General features: G+C 71.0%; 24 protein-coding genes. 18 read left to right on the top strand and 6 right to left on the bottom strand.

All coding sequences use genetic code 11. From position 1 onward, the window contains the following. Positions 1-70: 70 nt before the first annotated feature. Entirely contained in the window at positions 71-880 is an 810-nt protein-coding gene (locus H4N58_RS18130) for an ABC transporter permease (protein ID WP_167006444.1), read from the bottom strand. Beyond that, positions 877-1,890, bottom strand: coding sequence for an ABC transporter ATP-binding protein (locus H4N58_RS18125; RefSeq protein ID WP_347878346.1), 1,014 nt, complete (start codon positions 1,888-1,890; stop codon positions 877-879). Before H4N58_RS18125 ends, H4N58_RS18130 begins: the two co-directional genes overlap by 4 nt. A gap of 63 nt (positions 1,891-1,953) precedes the next feature. On the opposite strand from H4N58_RS18125, the gene H4N58_RS18120 reads away from it, so the two are divergent. The 3 genes from H4N58_RS18120 (at position 1,954) to H4N58_RS18110 (ending at position 5,043) form a co-directional block, all read left to right on the top strand. Then, the gene (locus H4N58_RS18120; protein ID WP_208322929.1) at positions 1,954-2,901 is read left to right on the top strand and encodes a YafY family protein; all 948 of its coding nucleotides are present in this window, start codon (positions 1,954-1,956) and stop codon (positions 2,899-2,901) included. A gap of 102 nt (positions 2,902-3,003) precedes the next feature. Then, positions 3,004-3,870, top strand: a complete 867-nt coding sequence (locus H4N58_RS18115; protein WP_167006441.1) for a CPBP family intramembrane glutamic endopeptidase — start codon at positions 3,004-3,006, stop codon at positions 3,868-3,870. Positions 3,871-3,903: 33 nt separating this feature from the next. After that, positions 3,904-5,043 (top strand): serine hydrolase domain-containing protein, encoded by a 1,140-nt coding sequence (locus H4N58_RS18110; RefSeq protein WP_167006439.1) that lies wholly within the window; start codon positions 3,904-3,906, stop codon positions 5,041-5,043. On the opposite strand, the gene H4N58_RS18105 is transcribed toward H4N58_RS18110, so the two are convergent. Then, complete coding sequence (locus H4N58_RS18105) at positions 5,044-6,699, bottom strand: TlrC/CarA/OleB/SrmB family ABC-F type ribosomal protection protein (RefSeq protein WP_167251741.1); 1,656 nt, start codon at positions 6,697-6,699, stop codon at positions 5,044-5,046. Between the two features lie 119 nt (positions 6,700-6,818). Between H4N58_RS18105 and H4N58_RS18100 the strand changes: the two genes are divergently transcribed. The 5 genes from H4N58_RS18100 (at position 6,819) to purQ (ending at position 11,063) form a co-directional block, all read left to right on the top strand. Further along, positions 6,819-7,439, top strand: a complete 621-nt coding sequence (locus H4N58_RS18100; RefSeq protein ID WP_167006436.1) for a TetR/AcrR family transcriptional regulator — start codon at positions 6,819-6,821, stop codon at positions 7,437-7,439. 4 nt (positions 7,440-7,443) lie between these two features. Beyond that, on the top strand, positions 7,444-8,313 hold the full coding sequence (locus H4N58_RS18095; protein ID WP_167006433.1) for a phosphoribosylaminoimidazolesuccinocarboxamide synthase: 870 nt from the start codon (positions 7,444-7,446) through the stop codon (positions 8,311-8,313). 116 nt (positions 8,314-8,429) lie between these two features. After that, positions 8,430-9,980: a long-chain fatty acid--CoA ligase gene (locus H4N58_RS18090; RefSeq protein WP_167006430.1), complete on the top strand. Its 1,551-nt coding sequence runs from the start codon at positions 8,430-8,432 to the stop codon at positions 9,978-9,980. 142 nt (positions 9,981-10,122) lie between these two features. Continuing rightward, a complete protein-coding gene (gene purS, locus H4N58_RS18085; protein ID WP_167006427.1) occupies positions 10,123-10,395 on the top strand; it encodes a phosphoribosylformylglycinamidine synthase subunit PurS in 273 nt (90 codons plus the stop codon). Continuing rightward, on the top strand, positions 10,392-11,063 hold the full coding sequence (gene purQ, locus H4N58_RS18080) for a phosphoribosylformylglycinamidine synthase subunit PurQ (protein WP_167006424.1): 672 nt from the start codon (positions 10,392-10,394) through the stop codon (positions 11,061-11,063). The genes purS and purQ overlap by 4 nt, the downstream gene beginning before the upstream one ends. On the opposite strand, the gene H4N58_RS18075 is transcribed toward purQ, so the two are convergent. Together H4N58_RS18075 and H4N58_RS18070 are read right to left on the bottom strand one after the other, a co-directional pair. Continuing rightward, positions 11,041-12,423, bottom strand: a complete 1,383-nt coding sequence (locus tag H4N58_RS18075) for a DUF6297 family protein (RefSeq protein ID WP_167251368.1) — start codon at positions 12,421-12,423, stop codon at positions 11,041-11,043. The two genes, purQ and H4N58_RS18075, sit on opposite strands and share 23 nt — an antisense overlap. Positions 12,424-12,524: 101 nt before the next feature. Beyond that, on the bottom strand, positions 12,525-13,178 hold the full coding sequence (locus tag H4N58_RS18070) for an ABC transporter ATP-binding protein (RefSeq protein WP_167006419.1): 654 nt from the start codon (positions 13,176-13,178) through the stop codon (positions 12,525-12,527). On the opposite strand from H4N58_RS18070, the gene H4N58_RS18065 reads away from it, so the two are divergent. From H4N58_RS18065 to H4N58_RS18035, 7 genes are all read left to right on the top strand, one after another. Further along, positions 13,177-13,479, top strand: coding sequence for a GNAT family N-acetyltransferase (locus H4N58_RS18065; RefSeq protein ID WP_167006416.1), 303 nt, complete (start codon positions 13,177-13,179; stop codon positions 13,477-13,479). The two genes, H4N58_RS18070 and H4N58_RS18065, sit on opposite strands and share 2 nt — an antisense overlap. Positions 13,480-13,580: 101 nt before the next feature. Beyond that, entirely contained in the window at positions 13,581-14,000 is a 420-nt protein-coding gene (locus tag H4N58_RS18060) for a hypothetical protein (protein WP_167251370.1), read from the top strand. A gap of 44 nt (positions 14,001-14,044) precedes the next feature. Further along, positions 14,045-14,494, top strand: a complete 450-nt coding sequence (locus tag H4N58_RS18055; protein WP_167006410.1) for a hypothetical protein — start codon at positions 14,045-14,047, stop codon at positions 14,492-14,494. A 44-nt stretch (positions 14,495-14,538) separates the two neighbouring features. Then, complete coding sequence (locus H4N58_RS18050; RefSeq protein WP_243843052.1) at positions 14,539-15,759, top strand: Nramp family divalent metal transporter; 1,221 nt, start codon at positions 14,539-14,541, stop codon at positions 15,757-15,759. 25 nt (positions 15,760-15,784) lie between these two features. Beyond that, a complete protein-coding gene (locus tag H4N58_RS18045) occupies positions 15,785-16,201 on the top strand; it encodes a VOC family protein (RefSeq protein WP_167251372.1) in 417 nt (138 codons plus the stop codon). After that, positions 16,198-16,770 carry a GNAT family N-acetyltransferase gene (locus H4N58_RS18040; protein ID WP_243845141.1) on the top strand — a complete coding sequence of 191 codons (573 nt, stop codon included), beginning with the start codon at positions 16,198-16,200 and terminating at the stop codon, positions 16,768-16,770. The genes H4N58_RS18045 and H4N58_RS18040 overlap by 4 nt, the downstream gene beginning before the upstream one ends. Before the next feature lie 24 nt (positions 16,771-16,794). Then, positions 16,795-17,640 (top strand): siderophore-interacting protein, encoded by an 846-nt coding sequence (locus tag H4N58_RS18035; RefSeq protein ID WP_167006401.1) that lies wholly within the window; start codon positions 16,795-16,797, stop codon positions 17,638-17,640. A gap of 10 nt (positions 17,641-17,650) precedes the next feature. On the opposite strand, the gene eis is transcribed toward H4N58_RS18035, so the two are convergent. After that, on the bottom strand, positions 17,651-18,802 hold the full coding sequence (eis, locus tag H4N58_RS18030; RefSeq protein WP_167006398.1) for an enhanced intracellular survival protein Eis: 1,152 nt from the start codon (positions 18,800-18,802) through the stop codon (positions 17,651-17,653). Between the two features lie 75 nt (positions 18,803-18,877). Here eis and H4N58_RS21005 point away from each other — a divergent pair, with 75 nt between their 5' ends. From H4N58_RS21005 to purL, 3 genes are read left to right on the top strand one after another with little or no spacing between them, the layout of a single operon-like run. Further along, complete coding sequence (locus H4N58_RS21005; RefSeq protein WP_370465452.1) at positions 18,878-18,988, top strand: VOC family protein; 111 nt, start codon at positions 18,878-18,880, stop codon at positions 18,986-18,988. Positions 18,989-18,998: 10 nt separating this feature from the next. After that, positions 18,999-19,313 carry a cupin domain-containing protein gene (locus H4N58_RS18025; RefSeq protein ID WP_167006395.1) on the top strand — a complete coding sequence of 105 codons (315 nt, stop codon included), beginning with the start codon at positions 18,999-19,001 and terminating at the stop codon, positions 19,311-19,313. 30 nt (positions 19,314-19,343) lie between these two features. After that, positions 19,344-21,653, top strand: a complete 2,310-nt coding sequence (gene purL, locus H4N58_RS18020) for a phosphoribosylformylglycinamidine synthase subunit PurL (RefSeq protein ID WP_167006392.1) — start codon at positions 19,344-19,346, stop codon at positions 21,651-21,653. The last annotated feature ends 15 nt before the right edge of the window (positions 21,654-21,668 follow it).

Raw genomic sequence — 21,668 nt, 5'->3', positions numbered from 1 at the left:
CCCGCACGGACGTCGAGGCACTCCGACCGATATCTGGTCGGAATGCCTCGTCGTCCTGCAGGGTCGCGCGTCAGCTGCTGGCGCGCATCGCCTTCGCCCCGATGACGAGCCCGACGACGCAGGTGATCGCGGCGGCGACCGCACCGGCGACCGCGTCGCCGTCCCAGGTGCCTGCGATCAGGGCGCGCTCGGCGTCGACGACGTAGGTCAGCGGGTTGATCTTCGAGGCCACCTCGAGCCATCCCGGAGCCCCCTGGAGCGGCAGGAGGATCCCGGCGAGCAGCATCAGCGGGAACAGCAGGGTCTGCTGCACACCCCAGAACGCCCACTGGTTCTCCTTCACGGCAAGCGCCAGCGCATATGACAGCGCGCCGAGCCCGACGCAGAACACCGACAGCACCGCGAGACCGACGACCAGCCCGGCGACGTCGGGACGGAAGCCGAACGGCACCGCGACGCCGACGATGACCAGCGCCTGCACGATCGTCGGGACGATCTCCTTCAGCGCGCGCCCGATCATCAGCGACGAGCGCGAGAGCGGGCTGACGAGCGTGCGCTCGTGCGAGCCGGTCTGCATCTCGAACTGCAGGTTGGCCCCGGTCGTGGACGTGCCGAACAACGACAGCATCACGATCACGCCCGGCACGAACCACTGCAGTGTGTCGGCCGTCGACTGACCCGACGACGCGACGAGCAGCGGCGTGAACAGTCCGAGGAAGAACAAGGGCTGGATGATCCCGAAGACGACCGAGAACGGGTCTCGGACGACGGGGCGCAGCTCGCGGCCGAAGACGAGCCCGATGTTGTGGAGCTGGCTGGTCGGTCGGCTCGTCGGCGCCGGTGCTGTGGCCGTACGGGTGGGGGTGTCGAGGGCGGTCATGCCGCCACCTCCTCGGTGATGTCGGTGGTCAGGTCGGTACGAAGGTCCGTGCGGCCCTCGCGCAGGCTGCGGCCCGTGAGCGCGAGGAAGACGTCGTCGAGCGTCGGGCGCGCCACCTCGATCGTCGACGGCGCGATGCCTGACGCAGCGAGGTCGGTGACAAGCCCGCTCACGAGCCCGGCGCCTCCGGTGGCCTGGACATCGACCGCGGTGCCGTCGTGCGCGACCTGTGCGGCCGGGTGCGCGGCGATCGCCCGCCGTGCGGCACGCGCTGCCGCGTCGCGGCTCTCGAACGTCATCGCGATGCGGTCGCCCGCGTGGCGCGACTTGAGGGCCGCGGGGGAGTCGTCGGCGACGACCTTCCCGTCGTCGATGACCACGATGCGCTCGGCGAGGCTGTCGGCCTCTTCGAGGTAGTGCGTCGTGAGCACGACGGTCGCCCCGTGCTTGTGTCGCAGGTCCACGACGTGCTGCTGGAGGTTCGCGCGGTTCTGCGGGTCGAGCCCGGTCGACGGCTCGTCGAGGAAGAGCAGCCCCGGCGAGTGGATGAGGCCCATCGCGATGTCGAGCCGGCGCCGTTGCCCGCCCGAGAGCGTCATGACCTTCTGCGTCGCCTGGTCGGTGAGCCCGAGCGACTCGAGCATCTCGTCGGCGCGGGTCCGTGCCTCGGCGCGCGACAGTCCGTACGCCCGCCCGCTGACGACGAGCTCGTCGATCACGCGCTGCGCGTGGCCGGCGCTGTTGCCCTGGCCGATGTAGCCGATCGCCCGACGGACGGCGTGCTGGTCGCTCGTCACGTCGAACCCGGCGACGCGGGCGGACCCTGAGGTCGGGGCGAGCAGCGTCGTGAGCATGCGCAGCGTGGTCGACTTGCCCGCGCCGTTCGGCCCGAGCAGCGCGACCATCTCACCCGCCGCGATGTGGAGGTCGAGGTCCTTGACCGCGGTGACGGTCTTCTTGCCGGAACGGAACTCCTTGGTGAGTCCCTGTGTCTCGATCATCGTGTCCATGGCCTTACTGTCTCGTGGCTTCCGGACAGGTTCTGTCCTGATTGGTGCCCTAGGCTGAGAAACATGGCCGGATCGAGTGAACGCATGCTGCGGCTGCTGTCTCTGCTGCAGACCCACCGCTACTGGACGGGCCCCGTGCTGGCCGACAAGCTCGACGTCAGCGAGCGCACGCTGCGCCGCGACGTCGATCGGCTGCGCGGGCTCGGCTACCCCGTGGACGCGACGCGAGGGGCGGCCGGTGGCTACCAGCTCCAGGCCGGCGCGTCGCTGCCTCCACTGCTGGTCGCGGACGACGAGGCGGTCGCCATCGCGGTCGGACTGCAGTCGTCGGCCGGCACGGGGGCGAGCGCGTTCGACGACGCCGCCGTCCGCGCGCTGAGCAAGATCGTCCAGGTGATGCCGCCGCGGCTGCGTCGCCGGGTGAAGGCGCTGCAGGACTACACCGACCGAGGCCCGATGTACGGCCCGTCGGTCGACGCGGTGCTGCTGTCGGTGCTCGCCCAGACCTGTCGCGACGACGAGCGCCTCGAGCTCGTCTACCACCGCGCCGACGGCGAGCGGACCCGTCGTACGGTCGAGCCCCACCGGCTTGTCTCGCTCGGTCGCCGCTGGTACCTCGTGGCCTACGACCTCGGGCGAAGCGACTGGCGTACGTTCCGCGTCGACCGGATGTCCGAGCCGCGAGCCACCGGCGTGCGGTTCCGTCAGCGCGAGCTGCCCGCGCCGGACGCGGCGACGTTCGTCAACGAGAAGATCGCCGCGCTGCGACCGACGACCGACGTGTCGTTCCTCGTCCACGCGCCGGCGGACAAGGTCGCACGGGTCGTCCGCTGGTGGGGGACGGTCGAGGCCGACGGCGACGAGCGGTGCTGCGTGACGATGAGCGTGGACACCTTCGACTGGGTGGTGTTCACCCTTGCCTCGGTCGGTGCCCCGTACGAGCAGGTCGAGCCACCGGCGCTTGTCGAGCACCTGCAGCGCGCGGGTGCACTGCTCTCCGGCGCCGGCTGATCTCGACCACCGCTCGAGCGCGCGCCGAGGTGGCGTCTGCGCTACCCCTGGACGGGCCCACGGGGTAGGGATTTCGTGCCACCGCCGCGATGAACTGGAGACATGAACGTCCCCCGTACGCCAGTACTGCCCGAGCCCGATCACGTCCGTCACCGTGGAGTGCGGTGGTTCCTCGCGTTGGCCTTCCTGGGTGCGTGGGTGCCCTGGCTGGTGGTCCATCTGGCCGGCGGTTCGATGGATGATCCGGTGATCCAGCTCGCGACCGCCGCGTTCGTGCCGGCGATCGCGGCGTGCGTGGTCCGGCAGTGGGTAACCCGTCAAGGCTTCGCTGACTCCGGGCTCCGTCTGCACCTACGCACGTCGTGGCGGCACGTCCTGATCGCGATCACGATGCCGTGGGGTGTGGTGCTCGCGGCCGTCGCCGTCGCGATGCTCGCCGGATGGTCGCCGGCGTCGGTCGACCTGAGCGCGACGTCATGGGCCTACCTGGCAGCAGGTCCGCTGGTGTGCCTGCTTGCGGCGCCTCTCTTCTGGGGTGAGGAGTACGGCTGGACCGCCTATCTCCGAGATCGTCTCGTCCCGGGGCGGCCCGTCGCGACCACCTTCCTCACGGGACTGGTGTGGGGCGTGTGGCACTGGCCGCTGCCCTGGGTCGGCTACCTCGGCGGGACCACCACCCCTGCCGACGCCGTGTGGGCCATGGTCTTGTGGGTGCCCCTGAGCATCCTGCTCGAGTTCGTCATCGGATGGCTGTGGTCCGAGACCGGCTCGGTGTGGCCCGGCGCGATGCTGCACGCCGGCGGCAACCTCGTCGCCTCGCAGGGTCTGTCCCTCGTGCTCGGTGACGCGTTCGGGCCGACCGGGTCGATGCTCCTGCTGTGCGCCGGGCTGACCCCGTTCGTGGCGGTGATCGTGCTGAGCGGGCACACCGCCGGTCCTCGACACGCTCGCCGCGGGCTGGCAAGGTAAGCGCACGCTTAGCCTCGTCCCTCAGGAGCCCCCATGGCCGAGATCCACGGCACGTACGACGACCGCTTCCAGCCGCTGATCGACGAGCTCGCACGTCGCTTCGATGTCGGCGACGAGGTGGGCGCCTCGCTTGCGGTCGTCCAGGACGGCCGTACGGTCGTGGACGTCTGGGGAGGCCATGCCGACGCCGAGCGGACGACGCCGTGGAGCGAGGACACCGTCACCAACGTCTGGTCGTGCACCAAGACGGTCACCGCGCTGGCCGCCCTCGTCCTGCACGACCGCGGGTTGATCGACGTGTACGAGAAGGTCGCCACGTACTGGCCCGAGTTCGCCGCCAACGGCAAGGCTGACGTCGAGGTGCGCCATCTGCTCGCGCACATGTCCGGCGTCCCGGCGATGGACCAGCCGTGCACGGTCGACGACCTGTTCGACGCCGAGAGCGCTGCCGCGCGGTTCGCGGCGCAGGAGCCGTGGTGGGAGCCGGGGACGGCGTCGGGCTATCACGCGATCAACTACGGGCATCTGATCGGTGAGGTCGTCCGTCGCGTGACGGGCCAGAGCCTGAAGGAGTTCGTCGCCGCCGAGGTCGCTGGCCCGCTCGGCGCCGACTTCACGATCGGCCTGCCAGCGGACGCGTACGACCGAGTCAGCCCGATCATCGCGCCTACGGGTGTCGAGATGCCGCCGGGTGTGGAGCCGGGCCCGCTGGCGCTCCGTACGCTCGGCGGGCCCCCGCTGCATGCGACGGTCGTCCTCACCGACGAGTGGCGCAGCGCCGACATCGGCGGCGCGAACGGCCACGGCAACGCCCGCTCGCTGGCGACGATCCAGTCGACCGTCAGCAACGGCGGCGTCGCGGGCGGACGCACGTTCCTCTCTGACGAGACGATCGCGCTGATCTTCGACGAGCAGGCGTCCGGGCCAGACCTCGTGCTCGGCGCGCCGCTGCGCTGGGGGATCGGCTATGCGCTCGTCGACCCGGTCACTCAGCCCTACCTCCCCGAGGGCCGGATCTGCCACTGGGGCGGCTGGGGCGGGTCATACGTCGTCAACGACCTCGACCGACAGATGACCGCGACCTACGTGATGAACAGGATGGGCAACGGCCTGCTCGGCTCGCACCGCGGCGCGGGATATCTGCGCGCGCTGTACGGGTGCGTGGACGCCTAATCACCTGGGCGGGCCGTCGTCGATCCGTCCGTCGCGCATCGCGAGGTGCATGCCGGTGAAGCGCGAACGCATCCGCCGGTCGTGCGTGACGACCACGAGTGCGCCCTCGTACGCGGCCAGCGCCTCCTCCAGGTCCTCCACCAGTGCGGGGGACAGGTGGTTGGTCGGCTCGTCGAGCAGCAGCAGGTCGAGGGGCTGACTGACCAGGCGGGCCAGCTCGATCCGGCGCCGCTGCCCGTACGACAGCACGTCGACGCGTTTCTGCAGATCCCCCGGCTCGAACAGCCCGAGCGACAGCATCGCCTCCGCGTGCTCGTCCGCAGGGCCCGGCCGCCCGTACGCGAAGGCCTGGAGCACGGTGGTCCCCGGCGGCCACGGCGCCTCGTCCTGGCGAAGGTGACCGACCGTGCCCGGGACCCGGACGCTGCCGGCGTCGGGGCGCAGCTCGCCGGCGAGGACACGGACCAGCGTGGTCTTGCCGGCGCCGTTGGGACCGGTCACGAGCACGCGGCCCCCGGCCGGGATCACCAGCGACGGCACGTCGAGCCGCTCGCCGACCCGCACGTCGGCGAGTCGGGCTGCCGGCTCGTGCGACCCGCCGTCGCCGGTCGCGATCCGCGCGGCGAGGGTGAGCGGGTCTGGCGGCGGAGCCAGCGGCGCCGCTCGCAGCCGCTCGGCACGCTGCTTCGCGTTGCGGATGCGGACCATGGCGCCGTGGCCGCGACCGCGCGTCCGGAACCCGCTGTGTCCGAACACGCTCAGCGGCAGCTTGCGCGGGATCGCATCCAGCCGGGCGACGTTCGAGGCGGCGAGCCGCTCGTTGCGGACGAGCTCGTCGCGCCAGGCCTCGTACTCCTGCAGGCGTCGCCGGCGCTCGGCGGCCTTCGCCGTGAGGTAGCCGTCGTACCCGTTGCCGAACCGCGCGACCCGGCCGCCGTCGATCTCGAGGACGGTCGTGGTGAGCCGTTCGAGGAACACGCGGTCGTGGGTGACGACCACGACCGTCCCGGAGTGGCGCAGCAGGTGGTCCTCCAGCCAGCCGATCGCCGCGTCGTCGAGGTCGTTGGTCGGCTCGTCGAGCAGGAGCAGCTCCGGCTGCGAGGCTAGGGTCGCAGCCAGCGCCAGCCGCGCGCGCTCGCCTCCGGACAGCGTGCCGAGCGGCCGCGCCGGATCCAGGTCGGGCAGGCCGAGCCCGTGCAGCGCGATGCCCACCCGGACGTCGGCCTCGTACCCGCCGCGCGCTTCGTACCGTGCGGTGAGGGTGGCGTAGGTCGCGGCGACGGAGGAGGAGGCGAACCGCTCCGGCGGCTCGCGGGTGAGGGCGTCCTCGAGCGCGTGCATCGCGGACTCGAGAGTGCGTAGGTCGGCGAGTGCGAGGTCGACGGCGTCCCGCACGGTGGCCTCCGGCGGGAGGTCGAGCGCCTGAGCGAGGTAGCCGATGCCGCCCGGTGCGCGGACGGTGACCTCGCCGTCGTCGGGGTGTTCGTGGCCCGCGAGGAGGCGGAGCAGTGTGGACTTTCCCGAGCCGTTGTCGCCGACGACGCCGACCTTTTCGCCGGGCTTGACCGTCAGGGAGACGCGGTCGATCACGCGGCGCTCGTCGTAGGTCTTGGAGACGTCGTGGAGGGCGAGCTGGGAGTGCGGTGAGGTGTGCAGCGGTACTCCTGCGGTCGGGTGAAGCGAGACGGTTCGTCTCGCTTCCTTGACTCTAAGGCGCGTTCGGTCGCCACGTCAAGACGGACCGTCTCGTCTAGTCACTTGCTAGGGTGGAGCCCATGCCGACCCAGCGTCCGAAGTCGACCTCTACCGCCCACGCGTCCCGCCGCAGCGAGTCCTCGCGGCGCGCGATCCTCACGGCCGCGTTCGACCTCGTGCAGGAGGTCGGCTACTCCGGGCTGAGCATCGAGGGCATCGCCTCGCGAGCCGGCGTCGGCAAGCAGACGATCTATCGCTGGTGGCCGTCCAAGGGCGCGGTGCTCTTCGACGCGTTCCTGATGCTCAGCGAGGGCGACGACGGTGACCCGGCGCTTCCCGACACCGGCGACCTGCGGGCCGACCTCGCCCTGGTGCTGCGTGCGACCGTCGACGAGCTCAACGACCCGCGGTACGACGTCCCGATGCGGGCGCTGATGCTGGAGATCGCGCGCGATCCCGCCCTCGCCGCCACCTACGCCGAGCGCCTGGGCGAGCCGATGAGCGCGCTCAAGAAGGAGCGCCTGCGCAGTGCCCAGCGCGCCGGCGAGCTGCGCGACGACCTCGACCTGGACGTGGTCGTCGACCTCGTGTGGAGCCCGCTGTTCAGTCGCTGGCTCCAACGCAGCGGGCCGCTCACCCACGCGTACGCCGACGGCGTCGTCGCCACCGCGCTCGACGGTCTGCGGCCTCGTCTACGCTGAGCGCGTGAGCGAGCCGTACGACATCCCCGGAGCCACCCACGTCTACTCCGGCAAGGTCCGCGACCTGTACGACCTGGCCGACGGCAACCTGCTGATGGTCGCCAGCGACCGGATCTCCGCGTACGACCATGCGCTCGACCCACCGATCCCCGACAAGGGGGAGATCCTCACCCGCATGTCGCTGTGGTGGTTCGACCAGCTGAGCGACGTCGCCCCCAACCACGTGGTGTCGACCGGCGTCCCCGATGTGGTCGCCGGGCGCGGCATCGAGGTCGAGCGGCTCGACATGGTGCAGGTCGAGTGCATCGCCCGTGGCTACCTCACCGGCTCCGGCCTCTCCGACTACCGCGCGACGGGCGTCGTCTCCGGCATCGCGCTCCCGGACGGCCTGACCGACGGCTCGCAGCTGCCCGAGCCGATCTTCACGCCGAGCACGAAGGCCGCGTACGGGGGCCACGACGAGCCCATCTCGTACGAGCAGGTCGTGGACCTGGTCGGTGAGGGCCTGGCCGCGAAGCTGCGCGACCTCACGCTGGAGGTGTACGTGCGTGGCGAGGCGCTCGCGCGCGAACGCGGCATCATCGTCGCCGACACCAAGATCGAGATCGGCCTGCGACCCGACGGCACGCTCGTGCTCGCCGACGAGCTGCTCACGCCCGACTCGTCACGCTTCTGGCCCGCCGACCAGTGGGAGCCCGGCCACCCGCAGTCCTCGTACGACAAGCAGTTCGTCCGCGACTGGCTGACGTCCCCGGCGTCCGGGTGGGACCGCGCGTCCGACACGCCTCCACCGCGCCTGCCCGATGAGATCGTCGAGCGGACCCGTGCGCGCTACGTGGAGGCGTACGAGACGCTCACCGGTTCCACGTTCTGAGACTGGCTGCCCGACCCAGCGTGACGTGCATCATGTGTCGCGTGTCACTCTTGGGCCGAACGTACTCGTCAGTAGCCGTGCGCTCTGACCGACCCCCCAGAACAGGAGCACCTGCGGTGAGCAACCTGGCTTCCTTCCTCGAGAACTCTGCCGCCCAGTACCCCGAGCGGACCGCGATCGTCTTCGGTGACAAGCGCTTCAGCTACGCGCAGGTCGACGGCGCCGCCAACCAGGTCGCCAACCTGCTGGCGTCCCGCGGGATCGGGCACGGCGACAAGGTCGCTCTCGCGGCACCGAACGTCCCGTACTTCTCGATCGTCTACTACGGCATCCTCAAGACCGGTGCCACCGTCGTTCCGCTGAACGTGCTCAACAAGGCGCGTGAGGTCACGTACTACCTCGACGACTCCGACGCACGCGCCCTCTTCGCGTTCGAGGGCACCGCCGACCTGCCGATCGGCGCGGAGGCCTGGAAGGGCTTCAACGACGCCGACGAGTGCGACAACTTCTTCCTCATCACGATCGACCCGACGGCCCCATCGCCGATCGAGGGTGCCGAGACGTTCGCCTCCGCCGTCGCGAACCAGCCCCTCACGTTCGACTCGGTCGAGACGGCCGACGACGACACCGCGGTCATCCTCTACACCAGCGGGACGACCGGGCAGCCCAAGGGCGCCGAGCTGACCCATGAGAACATGCGGAGCAACGCCCTCGTCGGCGACCGCCTCTTCGGTGCGGACGCCACTCACCCCGACACGTACCTGTGCGTGCTGCCGCTGTTCCACTCGTTCGGCCAGACGGTGATCCAGAACGGCGCCTTCGCGTACGGCGGCACGATCGTGATGCTGCCCCGCTTCGAGCCGAACGCCGCGCTGCAGCTGCTCGTGGGCGAGAAGGTCAGCTTCTTCGCCGGTGTTCCCACGATGTACTGGGCCCTGCTCGGTGCGCTCGAGGGCAGCGGCATCGAGGCGCAGCAGATCGCCGACAACCTCCGAATCGCGGCCGCCGGCGGTTCGTCGTTGCCGGTCGAGATCATCAGGGAGTTCAAGTCGCGCTTCGGCATCGACATCCGCGAGGGGTACGGCCTGTCGGAGACCTCGCCGGTCGCCAGCTTCGCCCCGCCCGGTGAGGAGCCGCGTCCGGGCTCGATCGGCACCCCGATCCCCGATGTCGAGATGAAGCTCATCGACCCGGACTGGGCCGAGGTCACCGAGCTCGGCGAGATCGGCGAGATCGCGATCAAGGGCCCGAACATCATGAAGGGCTACTACGACCGCCCGGAGGCAACCGCCGAGGTCATCAAGGACGGCTGGTTCCGGTCGGGCGACCTTGCCCGCAAGGACGAGGACGGCTTCTACTACATCGTCGACCGCGCCAAGGACATGATCATCCGCGGCGGCTTCAACGTGTACCCGCGCGAGCTGGAGGAGGTGCTGATGACCCACCCGGCGGTGTCGCTGGTCGCGGTCATCGGCGTCCCCCACGACAGCCACGGCGAGGAGGTCAAGGCCGTCGTCATCAAGAACGCCGGTGACGAGACCACCGAGGAGGAGCTGGTCGCCTGGGCCAAGGAGCAGATGGCGGCGTACAAGTACCCGCGCGTCGTCGAGTTCCGTGACGAGCTCCCGATGACGGCCACCGGCAAGATCCTCAAGCGCGAGATCTGACGCCCTCCCGTCCCGTCCCCGATTTGGGCACTTCTCCACCCTTCCCGCCGGGGTGCTCGGTGGGAAACCGCCCGAATCGGGGACGGGACGGCGGCCGGTAGACTGGCCCGGAATCCCGTCCCGCCTCCCAAGGAGTGCCACCGTGGCTCGTGTCGTCGTCGACGTCATGCCCAAGCCGGAGATCCTCGACCCCCAGGGCAAGGCCGTCCACGGCGCGCTCGACCGGCTCGGCTTCGGCGGAGTCGCCGACGTCCGCCAGGGCAAGCGCTTCGAGCTCGAGGTCGAGGGCGAGATCACCGAGGAGCGCCTCGCCGAGATCCGTACGCTCGCTGAGACCCTGCTCTCCAACCCTGTCATCGAGGACTTTGCGGTCCGCATCGAGCAGCCCGTCTCCGAGGCCGGGCTCGACGCATGAGGGTCGGCGTCGTCACCTTCCCGGGGTCGCTCGACGACATCGACGCCCAGCGGGCCGTACGCCTCGCCGGTGCCGAGCCAGTCGCGCTCTGGCACGGCGACCACGACCTCAAGTCGGTCGACGCGGTCGTGCTGCCGGGCGGCTTCTCGTACGGCGACTACCTGCGCTGCGGGGCGATCGCGCGCTTCGCCCCGGTGATGAGCGAGGTCGTGGACGCCGCGAACGGCGGCATGCCCGTCCTCGGCATCTGCAACGGCTTCCAGATCCTGTGCGAGTCCCACCTGCTCCCGGGTGCACTGATCCGCAACGACCACCGCAAGTTCGTCTGCCGTGACCAGCGCCTGCGCATCGACAACGCCGCGACTGCGTGGACCAGCGGGTACGAGGCGGGCGACGAGATCGTGATCCCGCTCAAGAACGGCGAGGGTGGCTTCGTCGCCGACGACTTCACCCTGGACCTTCTCGAGGGGGAGGGGCGCGTCGTCGCCCGCTACCTCGACGACAACCCGAACGGCTCGATGCGCGACATCGCCGGCATCACCAACGAGCGCGGCAACGTCGTCGGTCTCATGCCGCACCCCGAGCACGCTGTCGAAGAGCTCTGCGGCCCCGGGACGGACGGCCTCCCGTTCTTCACCTCGGTGCTCAGCGCGCTGGTGAACGGCTGACCAGGAAGGCCCACACGCCTGCGCCGAGCGCGAGCGAGACCGACGCGCCGCGCAGGTCCGGGGCGAGCAGCATCGGCGTTGTCGTCAGCAGCAGCACGTCGAACCCCGCGATCACGCTCCCGTAGAGGTTCGTCGGGATCGCGCCCGCCGGTGTCGCGATGAGTGGCTTGCTGTAGTCGGGGGGACGTCGCGTCACCCAGCGCACCCCCGAGGCCGCGACGGCGACGCCTACTGCGAGCCCGCACAGCAGCGCAGCCTCACGGTCCGCTGCGACGTCCCGGCGCATCGCCGCCGCTGTCGCCATCCCGTACGCCAGTGCCGCCACCGTCGGCACCGCCGCCGTCGCCGCCTGGGCGACCGCGCTCGAGAACGGCATCGCGCGGGCGAGCGAGGGGCCGCGCGCCATCACCCGCAGGCCGCTCAGCAGCGGCAGGCACGCAACGAATCCGGCAGTCGCGGCCACGAGCACGACGAACCGTCCCGCACCGGCAGTGGCCGCCGCGTACGGGACCGCTGCCGTCGCCGCCAGCACCACGAGCCGCTGCGGGCTGCGACGCAGCCGCAGGACGTCGCTCCCCACGAGCGCGAGCGCGCCGCCGGGTCCACCTCGGCGGGCGCGTACGCTGCCGCGCCCCTTCCAGCGGTGCGAGAGGACGACGTCGTACGCGAGGGCGAGGTCGAGGGTCGCGAGTGCACCCGACAGTCCGGGGGTCAGCTCCCCGCCGGTGACGACGTCGCGGTGACGCAGCCGGCCCAGCCGCCGCCAGGCCGCCGTACCGGCGAGGACGGCTGCGGCCGCCGCCACAACCACGGCGACGGCCGATGCCGGGTGATCCGCCGCGGGCAGCGGCATCCGGGGAGCTTCGCCGACGGCGATCGACAGGACTGCGCACCACAGCACGACGACGAGCACCCACTGCGACGCCGTGGCCAGCGCGCGTCGGTCCTGCTCCTGGGCGTACGCGGCCGCTGCCGCGGTCGCAGTCGCGAGCAGGGACGTTGCGGCGGCGAACGCGACGGCGGAGGTGAGGGCGGTCCCGGCCAGCACCACGCCGACACCCACCGTCGCGAGCGTCACGACGGTGGCAGCAAGCAGGATCTGCGTGAGCCGTGGCCGCAGGAGCGAGGCGCGGTCGAGCGGGCTCGACAGGAGCCACGAGCCGTCGGCCGGCGTCACGTACACCGGACCGAACAGTCGGGCCACGATGAGGATCGTGACCAGGCAGCCGCCAGCGACGAGCCAGGGCGCGAGGCTGCGGGCGTCGCGGCACGCCGCCGAGGCGCAGAGCTGATCGGTGACGCCACCGACCTGGACGACCGCGTTGACGAACATCCCGCCGAGCATGATCGTCGCGAACACGGCGACGTAGGCGTCCTGAAGCGCGTCGACCAGCCGGACGGACGCGCGCCCTCGTCTCCAGTGGCGGATCTCGGCGCGCAGTGCACGGAGCTCGTGAGTGCTCAGCGCGGGGCCCCGAGAGTGATCACGCGGTCGGCGACGGCGTCGACGAGGCTCGGCTCGTGGCTGGCCATGAGGATCGCGGTGCCCGCGGCCTTCTCACGCTGGAGGCGCTCTGCGAGCCACGCGACGCCCTCGACGTCGAGCCGCTGCTCGGGCTCGTCGAGGATCAGCAGCCGGCGCGGCCGTACCAGCGCGCTGGCCAGGGCGAGCCGCCGACGCTGACCGGAGGACAGGGAGCCGGGCAGCTGGCTCGCCTGCGCCACCAACCCGACGTCACGCAGCACGTCGTCGACGACCGTCTCGGCATCGCTGACGCGATGGGCCCGTGCGAACAGGTCAAGGTGTTCGACGACGCTGAGGTCGGGGAAGTAGTCGAGGTCGTCCATCACGATCGCGAGCGCGGCGCGGACCCGCGCCGCTCGCTCGTCGAGCGGCGCGCCGTCCAGCGTGACCGTGCCCTCGGTCGGTGCGTCGGCACCGGTCACGCACCGCAGCACGGTGGACTTGCCGCTGCCGTTGCTGCCGACCAGCGCGACCGCCTGCCCGGCGTCGACGTCGAGGTCGAGACCGCTCACGACGTCGACCTCGGCATACCGCCGTCGCAGACCTCGTACCTCCAGGAGCGCCACGGCGCTCAGTATGGTGGACGCCATGATTGAGGACACTCGCAGCATCGAGGTCGTCGACAACGCCGAGGACCAGCGGTACGACCTCCTGGTCGACGGTGAGCTCGCCGGCACGATCGTCTACCGGGACCCCCGAGCCGGCGTGAGGCAGCTCGTCCACACGGAGGTGCGCCCAGAGCTGAGCGGGCAGGGGCTCGCCTCGATCATCGCGAGAGCGGCCCTCGACGACGCCCGTGCCAAGGGCCTGAAGGTCGTCCCGACGTGCCCGTACGTGGCCTCGTACGTGCAGAAGCACACCGAGTACGCGGACCTCGTCGTCGAGCGTTGAGGTCCGCCCGGCCCTTCGAGTAGCGCCTCGCCCTGTCTCGGGTGAGGATCGAGTGACCCCCCACGATGTAGGAGATTCCGAGCTCGGGGAGGGTCCGCTCGATGGTCGCCAAGCTTGTGACGTGGTCGGTCACCCTGTCAGCGATCGCCGCGCTCAGTTTCGTCGGTGGTGCGGGCCAAGGTCCGGCCGACGAGCCCGGCGAGAGCCTCGAGAGGATGCTCGTGGCGATGGCCAACCGCGAGTACGAGGACGCGTGCCGGCTCACCGCGCAGGACGGCGTCCCGGTCGACGGCGACGCGCTCACCGAGTGCGTCAGGACGATGCGCGTATACGCCGAGGGCCTACGCCCCGGTGCCATCCAGGTGCTGCGACAGGCTTCCGTTCCGGACGTCCCAGCGAAGGGGACGCACGTCGAGATCCCGGGCGAGCGGATCGCCGGGATCACGCAGCCGTTCGACGAGGGCTTCTTCGAGCTCGTACGGATCGACGACCGCTGGTACGTGGTGGTGACGACCTCGTGACCGGCACCGCGCCGCGTCACCGAGAGCAGCCCTTCCCGCGCCCCATGGCGATGCTCGCCGCGCTCGTCGCCGGCGTCGCGCTGGCCGCGGTCGCGAGCCTGACGACGAGCCTCGGGACGATCGGTGCGAGCGGCTCGCACGCACAGGCGGCCGGGGCACCCGCCCCGACGACGCCCGAGCGCAGCGTCGAGACGATGCTGCACGCGCTCGGCGAGGGTGACGTGGGAGCCGCCTGCTCCGTTGCCGCGCCTGACGGCTTCCCGATCCGTACGGGGACGGCATTGCAGCGCTGCGAGGACGGGCTCGGGCGGCTTCTGGACGACCTCGAACCCCGTGAGCTGAGCGCGTACCGCGAGGTCGTGGTTCGGGGTGCCCTCGTCGAGGGAGACGGTGCGACGGTCGAGCCTCGCCACCTCGCGCACGCGCCGGTCGCGATGCACAACGCGGTGTTCGTCCTCGTCCGCGCAGGAGGCGCGTGGTTCGTCGTGGTGTGACACGCTCGTCGCCTCCGAGACGGCGTTGGTCCATGCTGGGGGGCGTGTTCGTCCGCGCGCCCCGCCTCCCCAAGAGCGTCAGCCTCCTCGGCCCTGCCTTCGTGGCGGCCGTGGCCTACGTCGACCCGGGCAACGTCGCGACCAACGTCACCGCTGGCGCGACCTTCGGATACACACTGGTGTGGGTGGTCGTCCTTGCCAACGCGATGGCGGTGATCGTCCAGTACCTCTCCGCCAAGCTCGGCATCGTGACCGGGCAGTCGCTGGCCACGCACATGGGCGAGACGCTGCCGCGCCCGGCCCGTCTCGCGTACTGGCTGCAGGCCGAGGGCGTCGCGATCGCCACCGACGTCGCCGAGGTCGTCGGCGGCGCGGTCGCGCTGTCGCTGCTGTTCGACCTGCCGTTGCTGATCGGGGCGGTCGTCACGGTCGTCGTCTCGATGGTCGTCCTGCGCATCGGCGACCGGTTCGGGCAGAGCGTCCTCGAGCGCGTGGTCATCGGGTTCCTGCTCCTCATCGCGGCCGGGTTCACCGCCGGCCTCTTCGTGGCGCCACCGGACGCCGGTGCCGTCGCCGAGGGTCTCGTCCCCCGTTTCGAGGGGACGGAGAGTCTGCTCCTGTCGTCGGCGATCATCGGTGCGACCGTGATGCCGCACGTCATCTATCTCCACTCCGGTCTGACCGCGGGTCGGCTCGGTGTCCGCGGCCAGCGCCGGACGGTTGCCGAGCTGCTCGGCGCGACGCGCATCGACGTCGGCGTCGCGCTGCTGGTGGCCGGCACCCTCAACCTGGCGCTCCTGCTCACCGCCGCGACGAGCCTGGCCGGCAAGGAGGGCACCGACACGCTCGACGGCGTGCACGCGCTGATGAGCTCCGAGCTGGGCACCGGCGTCGCGCTCTTGTTCGCGGTCGCCCTGCTCGGTTCCGGCCTGGCGTCGACGTCGGTCGGCTGCGCGGCAGGGGCCGAGGTGATGCACGGGCTGCTGCGTCGGCGGGTCCCGCTGGTGGCGCGCCGGATCGTCACCGTGATCCCTGCGCTGATCGTGCTTGCCCTCGGGATCGAGCCGTCGTGGGCGCTGGTGGTGTCCCAGGTCGTGCTGTCGGTCGGCATCCCGTTCGCGCTCGTCCCGCTGCTGTGGCTGACGGCGCGCCGGTCGGTGATGGGGGAGTGGGTGAACCGCCGTGTGACCACGGCTGTCGCGGCGGTCATCGCCGGCCTTGTCATCGCGCTCAACGTGGCGCTTCTCGTTCTGACCTTTGCCTGACGGTGCCGAGCCCTAGGCTGCCGACATGGACCAACGTCTGAGCTTTATCACCCTCGCGGTCGCCGACGTCGCCCGCAGCCGTGCGTTCTTCGTCGACGGCCTGGGGTGGCAGGAGAGCCTGTACGTCCCCGGTGAGGTGCTCATGCTCCGGGTCGGGGAGCGTCTCGTCCTCTCGTTGTGGGACCGGGTGGCCTTCGAGGCCGAGGTCGGCCCGATCGCCAGTGGCACGGGGGTCCCACCGCTCACCCTCGCCCACAACGTCGCCTCTCCCGCCGACGTCGACGAGGTCATCGAGGAGGCTGTGGCCGCAGGTGCGACGCTCCGTTCGGCCGGTGCCGAGCGGGAGTGGGGCGGCTACAGCGGCTACGTCGTCGACCCTGACGGGTTCGCCTGGGAGATCGCGTACAACCCGGGTCCGATCGGTCAAGACCTGCTCCCGTGACCGGCGCCGCGCCGGTCGTGCTGACGACGGCACGGCTGATCCTGCGGGGCTGGACCGACGACGACCGTCCGGCGTTCGCCGCGCTCAACGCCGATCCTCGCGTGATGGAGCACTTCCCGAGCACGCTGACGCGGAAGCAGTCTGACGCGATGGTCGACCGGATCATGGACCGGATGGCCGCGCAGGGGTACGGCCTGTGGGCGCTTGAGGAGCGCGCGTCAGGGAGGTTCCTCGGATTCACCGGTCTCAACCCTGTCCCGCTGGGGATCCTGGCCGCTGGTGAGCCCCCAGGCACAGAGGTCGGCTGGCGACTCTCGTACGAAGCCTGGGGGTGCGGCTATGCCACCGAGGCCGCACGTGCGGCGCTCGCACACGCGTTCGGCTCGGCCGGGCTCGACCGCGTGTGGTCCTTCACCGCCCGCACCAACGTTCGCTCGCAGGCCGTCATGCGGCGCCTCGGGATGGTGCTCGCGGCCGAGTTCGACCACCCGACCCTGCCGGTGGAGTCGCCGTTGCACCGGCACGTGCTCTTCAGAGTCGACCGTCCGGACGCGCGCGAGGGCACTTGACGGGTGCGGTTAGGGTTGCCTGATATGAGCATCACGGCGCAGCCGGAGTCATCCGCAGCACGGGGGCGCCGTACGCCCCTCAGGTTCGAGGTCGTCGCCAGCGAGCGACTCACCCGGCACATGCAGCGTGTGGTCTTCTCGAGTCACCAGTTCGACGAGTTCGCCCGCAAGTTCGGCGGATTCTCCGACTCGTACGTCAAGCTGGTCTTCCTCACCGAGGGTGTGGACTACCCCGATCCGCTCGACCTCGACTTCGTCAAGGAGTCCTACCCGCCCGAAGCGCAGCCGACGGTCCGCACATACACGCTGCGGGCGATCGACCTGGAGCACGGGCGGATCACGATCGACTTCGTGCTCCATGGCGATTCCGGTGTGGCGGGGCCGTGGGCCGCTACGGCCAAGGTCGGAGACACACTGCACGCGTTGGGTCCCGGTGGCGCCTACTCGCCCGACCCGATCGCGCCCTGGCACCTCGTCGCCGGAGACGAGGCAGCACTGCCCGCGATCCAGGCCGCGCTCGAGGCGATGCCGGCCGGTGCGCGCGTGCACGCCTACGTCGAGGTCGACGGGCCCGCCGATGAGCAGCCGGTCGTCAGCGAGGCCGACGTGACGCTCACCTGGCTCCACCGCGACGGCGCCGCTCCCGGGAGCACGACGCTGATCGCCGATGCCGTACGCGCCGACGAGTGGCCGCCAGGAGCGCCCCAGGTGTTCGTCCACGGTGAGGCCGGTCTGCTCAAGCAGCTCCGCTCGTACCTCCTCACCGAGCGTGGCGTCCCGCGCGAGCGCCTGTCGCTGTCGGGCTACTGGCGGCAGGGCGCGACCGAGGAGGGCTTCCGCGCCTGGAAGGCGACTCAGCCGAAGGCCTGACCGTCCGTCCTCAGAAGTAGTCGGTCATGAACGGCGTCGCCGCGAAGGCGGCGTCGAGCAGCGCGTCGTTGGACGGATCGCCGTCCTCGGCGAGCCCCGACGCCCGCAGGGTCGACACCGGCGTCCCTGCGAACAGCGCCGCTGCGCCGCGTGGGCCGAGCGCGATGCCTCCCGGGCCGTCCGAACGACGCAGGACTCCGCGGCCGCCTGAGACCGCGAGCACGAACGTCCCTGAGCCTGCGGCGTCGAGCGGGTCGGAGAGCGTGAGCGGCACCTCGACGGTGAGCCCGACCGGGAACCCACGCTCCGCGACCGCAGCGGCCGCGTCGACCAGCCGGAGCATCCACCACTGGCTCGCGGCGGCCGCGATCTCGTTGTCGGCGAGCATCCAGAACACCGGGTCGGTCGGCCCCAGGGCGACTCGGGTCGTCGCCTGCGTCGAAGAGCCCGACCCGACCAGCCGCCAAAGGGCGTGCAGCGTCTCGGGCGACGTCGCGCCGATCGCGTGGACCTGAAAGCGGTCGCCAGCGAACCCGTACTGGAGCGCGCCGTCGTCGGCGAGGTAGGTCAGCACCTCGTCGTCCGCGAGGTCGGCCGCGACCTCGGCCGGCTCCCAGTCGAAGGGGCCACTGTCGCCGCGCGCCTGCGTGGCGGCGCCGAGGAGCCGCACGACCTCCTTCGCGTCCTCCGCTCCACCGCGCCGCAGCGGCACCGAAGAGCCGGGCAGCCGTCGCAGGGCGTCGGTCGAGAGGTCGACCGTGCGGCGTACGCCCGCGAGCTCGTAGCCGGCGCGGCGGTAGGGGGCAGTGGTCGCGGGGTACAGCGCGGAGAGTGTGAACCCGAGTGAACGGGAGCGTCCGACGACGGCCTCCATGAGGGCCAGGCCGACGCCGGACCCACGATGCTCAGGGGCCACGACCACCCCGCCGATGCCCGCCATCGGCACTCGTCGTCCGCCCCACCACTGCCCGAACGCGTTGATGCGGGCGATCGCGACGACCGTGCCGCCGTCGTACGCGGCGAGCACGCGACCTGCACCGATCGCGCGCGTCATCATCGTCTTCCACTGGTCGACGTCGCCCCCCGACAGCGGGCCGAACGAGCGCGAGCGGACGTCGAGGGCGGGGTCGAGGTCGTCGACAGCGAGGTCACGGATCTCCACTGGTCGAAACTAGCGGCTCGGCCGGGTGACGGTCGAAGGACTTTCTCGGCACCGAGCCGTTCAGCGGGCGGCGCGGTGGTCGGCCCGAAGGAGAAGGTCGGCGACATGGCCTACGCCGCGTACTTCGGTGACCCGGAGGGCAACATCGTCGGGCTCTGGGAGAACACCTGGCCGCAGTCGGACTAGCGTCGAGGACATGTACCTGATCGACGTCACCACCACCGACAACATCGAGGGCGCGGCGTACGGAGCCGGGATCTCGATCATCCAGGAGGACACCGACGTGGAGGGGAGCGGCCCGCGGCTGCACACCCATCCGTACGCGGAGACCTTCGTGATCCATGCCGGCAGCGCGCTGTTCACCGTCGACGGCGACGAGCTCGTCGGCCGCGCGGGCCAGGTGATCGTGGTCCCGCCGGAGACCCCGCACAAGTTCTCCGTGCTTCCGGGTGGCTACCGGGCGACCCACATCCACGCCAGCGACACGTTCGAGACCGACTGGCTGGAGTAGCCCTCTGGCGGCGACGACTACCCTGGTCCCGTGACCGACGCGCCTGCCGCCACCGCACCGACTCCCCAGACCCGCCTCGACACCGTCGAGCATGCCGCCGCCACTCCTGACCGGGAGCTGCCGTGGGCCGAGCTGGGACTCAAGCCCGACGAGTACGAGCAGATCCTCGAGATCCTCGGTCGCCGCCCGACCGGTGCCGAGCTCGCGATGTACTCGGTGATGTGGAGCGAGCACTGCTCCTACAAGTCGAGCAAGGTCCACCTCAAGAAGTTCGGCGAGCTGTCGCAGGAGACGCCGCTGGGCAAGACGCTGGCGGGCATCGGCGAGAACGCTGGCGTGATCGACGTCGGCCAGGGCTATGCGGTCACCTTCAAGGTTGAGTCGCACAATCACCCGAGCTACGTCGAGCCGTACCAGGGTGCGGCGACCGGCGTCGGCGGCATCGTCCGCGACATCCTCGCGATGGGCGCACGCCCGGTCGCCGTGATGGACCCGCTGCGCTTCGGCCCGCTCGACGCCCCGGACACCAAGCGCGTGATGCCCGGCATCGTCGCGGGCGTCGGCGGCTACGGCAACTGCCTCGGCCTGCCCAACATCGGGGGCGAGGTCGTGTTTGACGAGACCTATCTCGGCAACCCGCTCGTCAACGCGCTCTGCGTCGGCGTCCTGCGCCACGAGCAGCTCCACACCGCCCATGCCTCGGGCGAGGGCAACAAGGTCGTCCTGTACGGGGCACGCACCGGCGGCGACGGCATCGGCGGAGTCTCGGTGCTCGCGTCGGAGACCTTCGAGGCCTCGACAGGCTCGACCAGCGGCGGTCCCGCGAAGCGCCCGAGCGTCCAGGTCGGTGACCCGTTCATGGAGAAGCTCCTCATCGAGTGCACGCTCGAGCTGTTCGACGCCGGCGTCGTCGCAGGCATCCAGGATCTCGGCGGTGCCGGGCTGTCGTGCGCGACGAGCGAGCTGGCCAGCGCGGGCGACGGCGGCATGCACGTCGAGCTCGACACCGTGCCGCTTCGCGACTCGACGCTCTCGCCGGAGGAGATCCTCATGAGCGAGTCGCAGGAGCGCATGATGGCCGTGGTCGAGCCGCAGCACCTCGACGCGTTCATGGACATCTGCCGCAAGTGGGACGTCGAGGCGACCGTGGTCGGCGAGGTCACGGAGACCGGTCGCCTGGTCATCGACTGGCACGGCGAGACCGTCGTGGACGTGCCGCCGCGGTCGGTCGCGCACGACGGACCGACCTACCACCGCCCCTACGCGCGCCCCGACTGGCAGGACGCGCTGCAGGCTGACACGACCGCGTCCCTTGCGCGGCCGACGACCGGCGACGAGCTCCGTACGACGGTGCTGAGGGTGCTCGGTTCGCCCAACCAGGCCGACAAGTCGTGGGTCACCGACCAGTACGACCGGTACGTCCGCGGCAACACCGTGCTCGCGCAGCCCGAGGACGCCGGTGTCATCCGGATCGACGACGAGACCAACCTCGGTGTGGCTGTCTCGACCGACTGCAACGGACGGTTCGCCAAGCTCGACCCGTACGCCGGCGCGCAGCTCGCGCTCGCTGAGTCGTACCGCAACGTCGGTGTCTCCGGCGGGCTGCCGCTGGCCGTCACGGACTGCCTCAACTTCGGCTCGCCCGAGGACCCGGCGGTCATGTGGCAGTTCGAGCGCGCCACGTCGGGGCTGAAGGACGCGTGCGAGGTGCTCGGCATCCCGGTCACGGGCGGCAACGTGTCGTTCTACAACCAGACCGGCGAGACGGCGATCCTCCCCACGCCCGTGGTCGGCGTCCTGGGCGTGGTCGAGGACGTCACCAAGCGCATCAAGCAGGGGTTCTCCTCCGAGGGCGACGCCGTGCTCGTCCTCGGGACTACCCGCGACGAGCTCGACGGATCGGCGTGGTCGCAGGTCGCCCACGACCACCTCGGCGGCCTTCCGCCGCAGGTCGATCTGGCTGCAGAGAAGGCGCTGGCCGACCTGATGGTCGACGTCGCCAAGCAGGGCCTGGCCACGGCCGCGCACGACCTGTCGGACGGCGGGCTCGCGATCGCGCTCGCCGAGGCAGCGATCCGCAACGGCGTCGGCGCCACGGTCGCGCTCGACGGCGACGCGTTCGTCGGGCTCTTCTCCGAGTCGACGGCGCGGGCGCTGGTCACCGTGTCGCCCGAGCGTGTGGACGCATTCACAGCGCTCGCCGGCTCGTACGGGGTGCCGGTCGCACAGATCGGGACCACCGGCGGCGAGGCACTGTCCGTCGAGGGACAGTTCACGGTGCCAATCTCCGAGCTGCGCGAGACGTGGACCGCGACGATCCCCGCCGTGATGGGCGCCTAGCGAACGGTCGACCTG

The organism is Mumia sp. ZJ1417, assembly GCF_014127285.1.
Lineage (GTDB): Bacteria > Actinomycetota > Actinomycetes > Propionibacteriales > Nocardioidaceae > Mumia.
The sequence above is the reverse complement of the archived record's forward strand: the minus strand, read 5'-3'. Positions and strand labels throughout refer to the sequence as shown.

Bases quoted from the DNA above. Each gene is read 5' to 3' on its own strand.
- H4N58_RS18130 (WP_167006444.1), bottom strand. From the start codon at position 880: ATGACCGCCCTCGACACCCCCACCCGTACGGCCACAGCACCGGCGCCG.
- H4N58_RS18125 (WP_347878346.1), bottom strand. From the start codon at position 1,890: ATGGACACGATGATCGAGACACAGGGACTCACCAAGGAGTTCCGTTCC.
- H4N58_RS18120 (WP_208322929.1), top strand. From the start codon at position 1,954: ATGGCCGGATCGAGTGAACGCATGCTGCGGCTGCTGTCTCTGCTGCAG.
- H4N58_RS18115 (WP_167006441.1), top strand. From the start codon at position 3,004: ATGAACGTCCCCCGTACGCCAGTACTGCCCGAGCCCGATCACGTCCGT.
- H4N58_RS18110 (WP_167006439.1), top strand. From the start codon at position 3,904: ATGGCCGAGATCCACGGCACGTACGACGACCGCTTCCAGCCGCTGATC.
- H4N58_RS18100 (WP_167006436.1), top strand. From the start codon at position 6,819: ATGCCGACCCAGCGTCCGAAGTCGACCTCTACCGCCCACGCGTCCCGC.
- purQ (WP_167006424.1), top strand. From the start codon at position 10,392: ATGAGGGTCGGCGTCGTCACCTTCCCGGGGTCGCTCGACGACATCGAC.
- H4N58_RS18065 (WP_167006416.1), top strand. From the start codon at position 13,177: ATGATTGAGGACACTCGCAGCATCGAGGTCGTCGACAACGCCGAGGAC.
- H4N58_RS18070 (WP_167006419.1), bottom strand. From the start codon at position 13,178: ATGGCGTCCACCATACTGAGCGCCGTGGCGCTCCTGGAGGTACGAGGT.
- H4N58_RS18060 (WP_167251370.1), top strand. From the start codon at position 13,581: ATGGTCGCCAAGCTTGTGACGTGGTCGGTCACCCTGTCAGCGATCGCC.
- H4N58_RS18055 (WP_167006410.1), top strand. From the start codon at position 14,045: ATGGCGATGCTCGCCGCGCTCGTCGCCGGCGTCGCGCTGGCCGCGGTC.
- H4N58_RS18045 (WP_167251372.1), top strand. From the start codon at position 15,785: ATGGACCAACGTCTGAGCTTTATCACCCTCGCGGTCGCCGACGTCGCC.
- H4N58_RS18035 (WP_167006401.1), top strand. From the start codon at position 16,795: ATGAGCATCACGGCGCAGCCGGAGTCATCCGCAGCACGGGGGCGCCGT.
- H4N58_RS18025 (WP_167006395.1), top strand. From the start codon at position 18,999: ATGTACCTGATCGACGTCACCACCACCGACAACATCGAGGGCGCGGCG.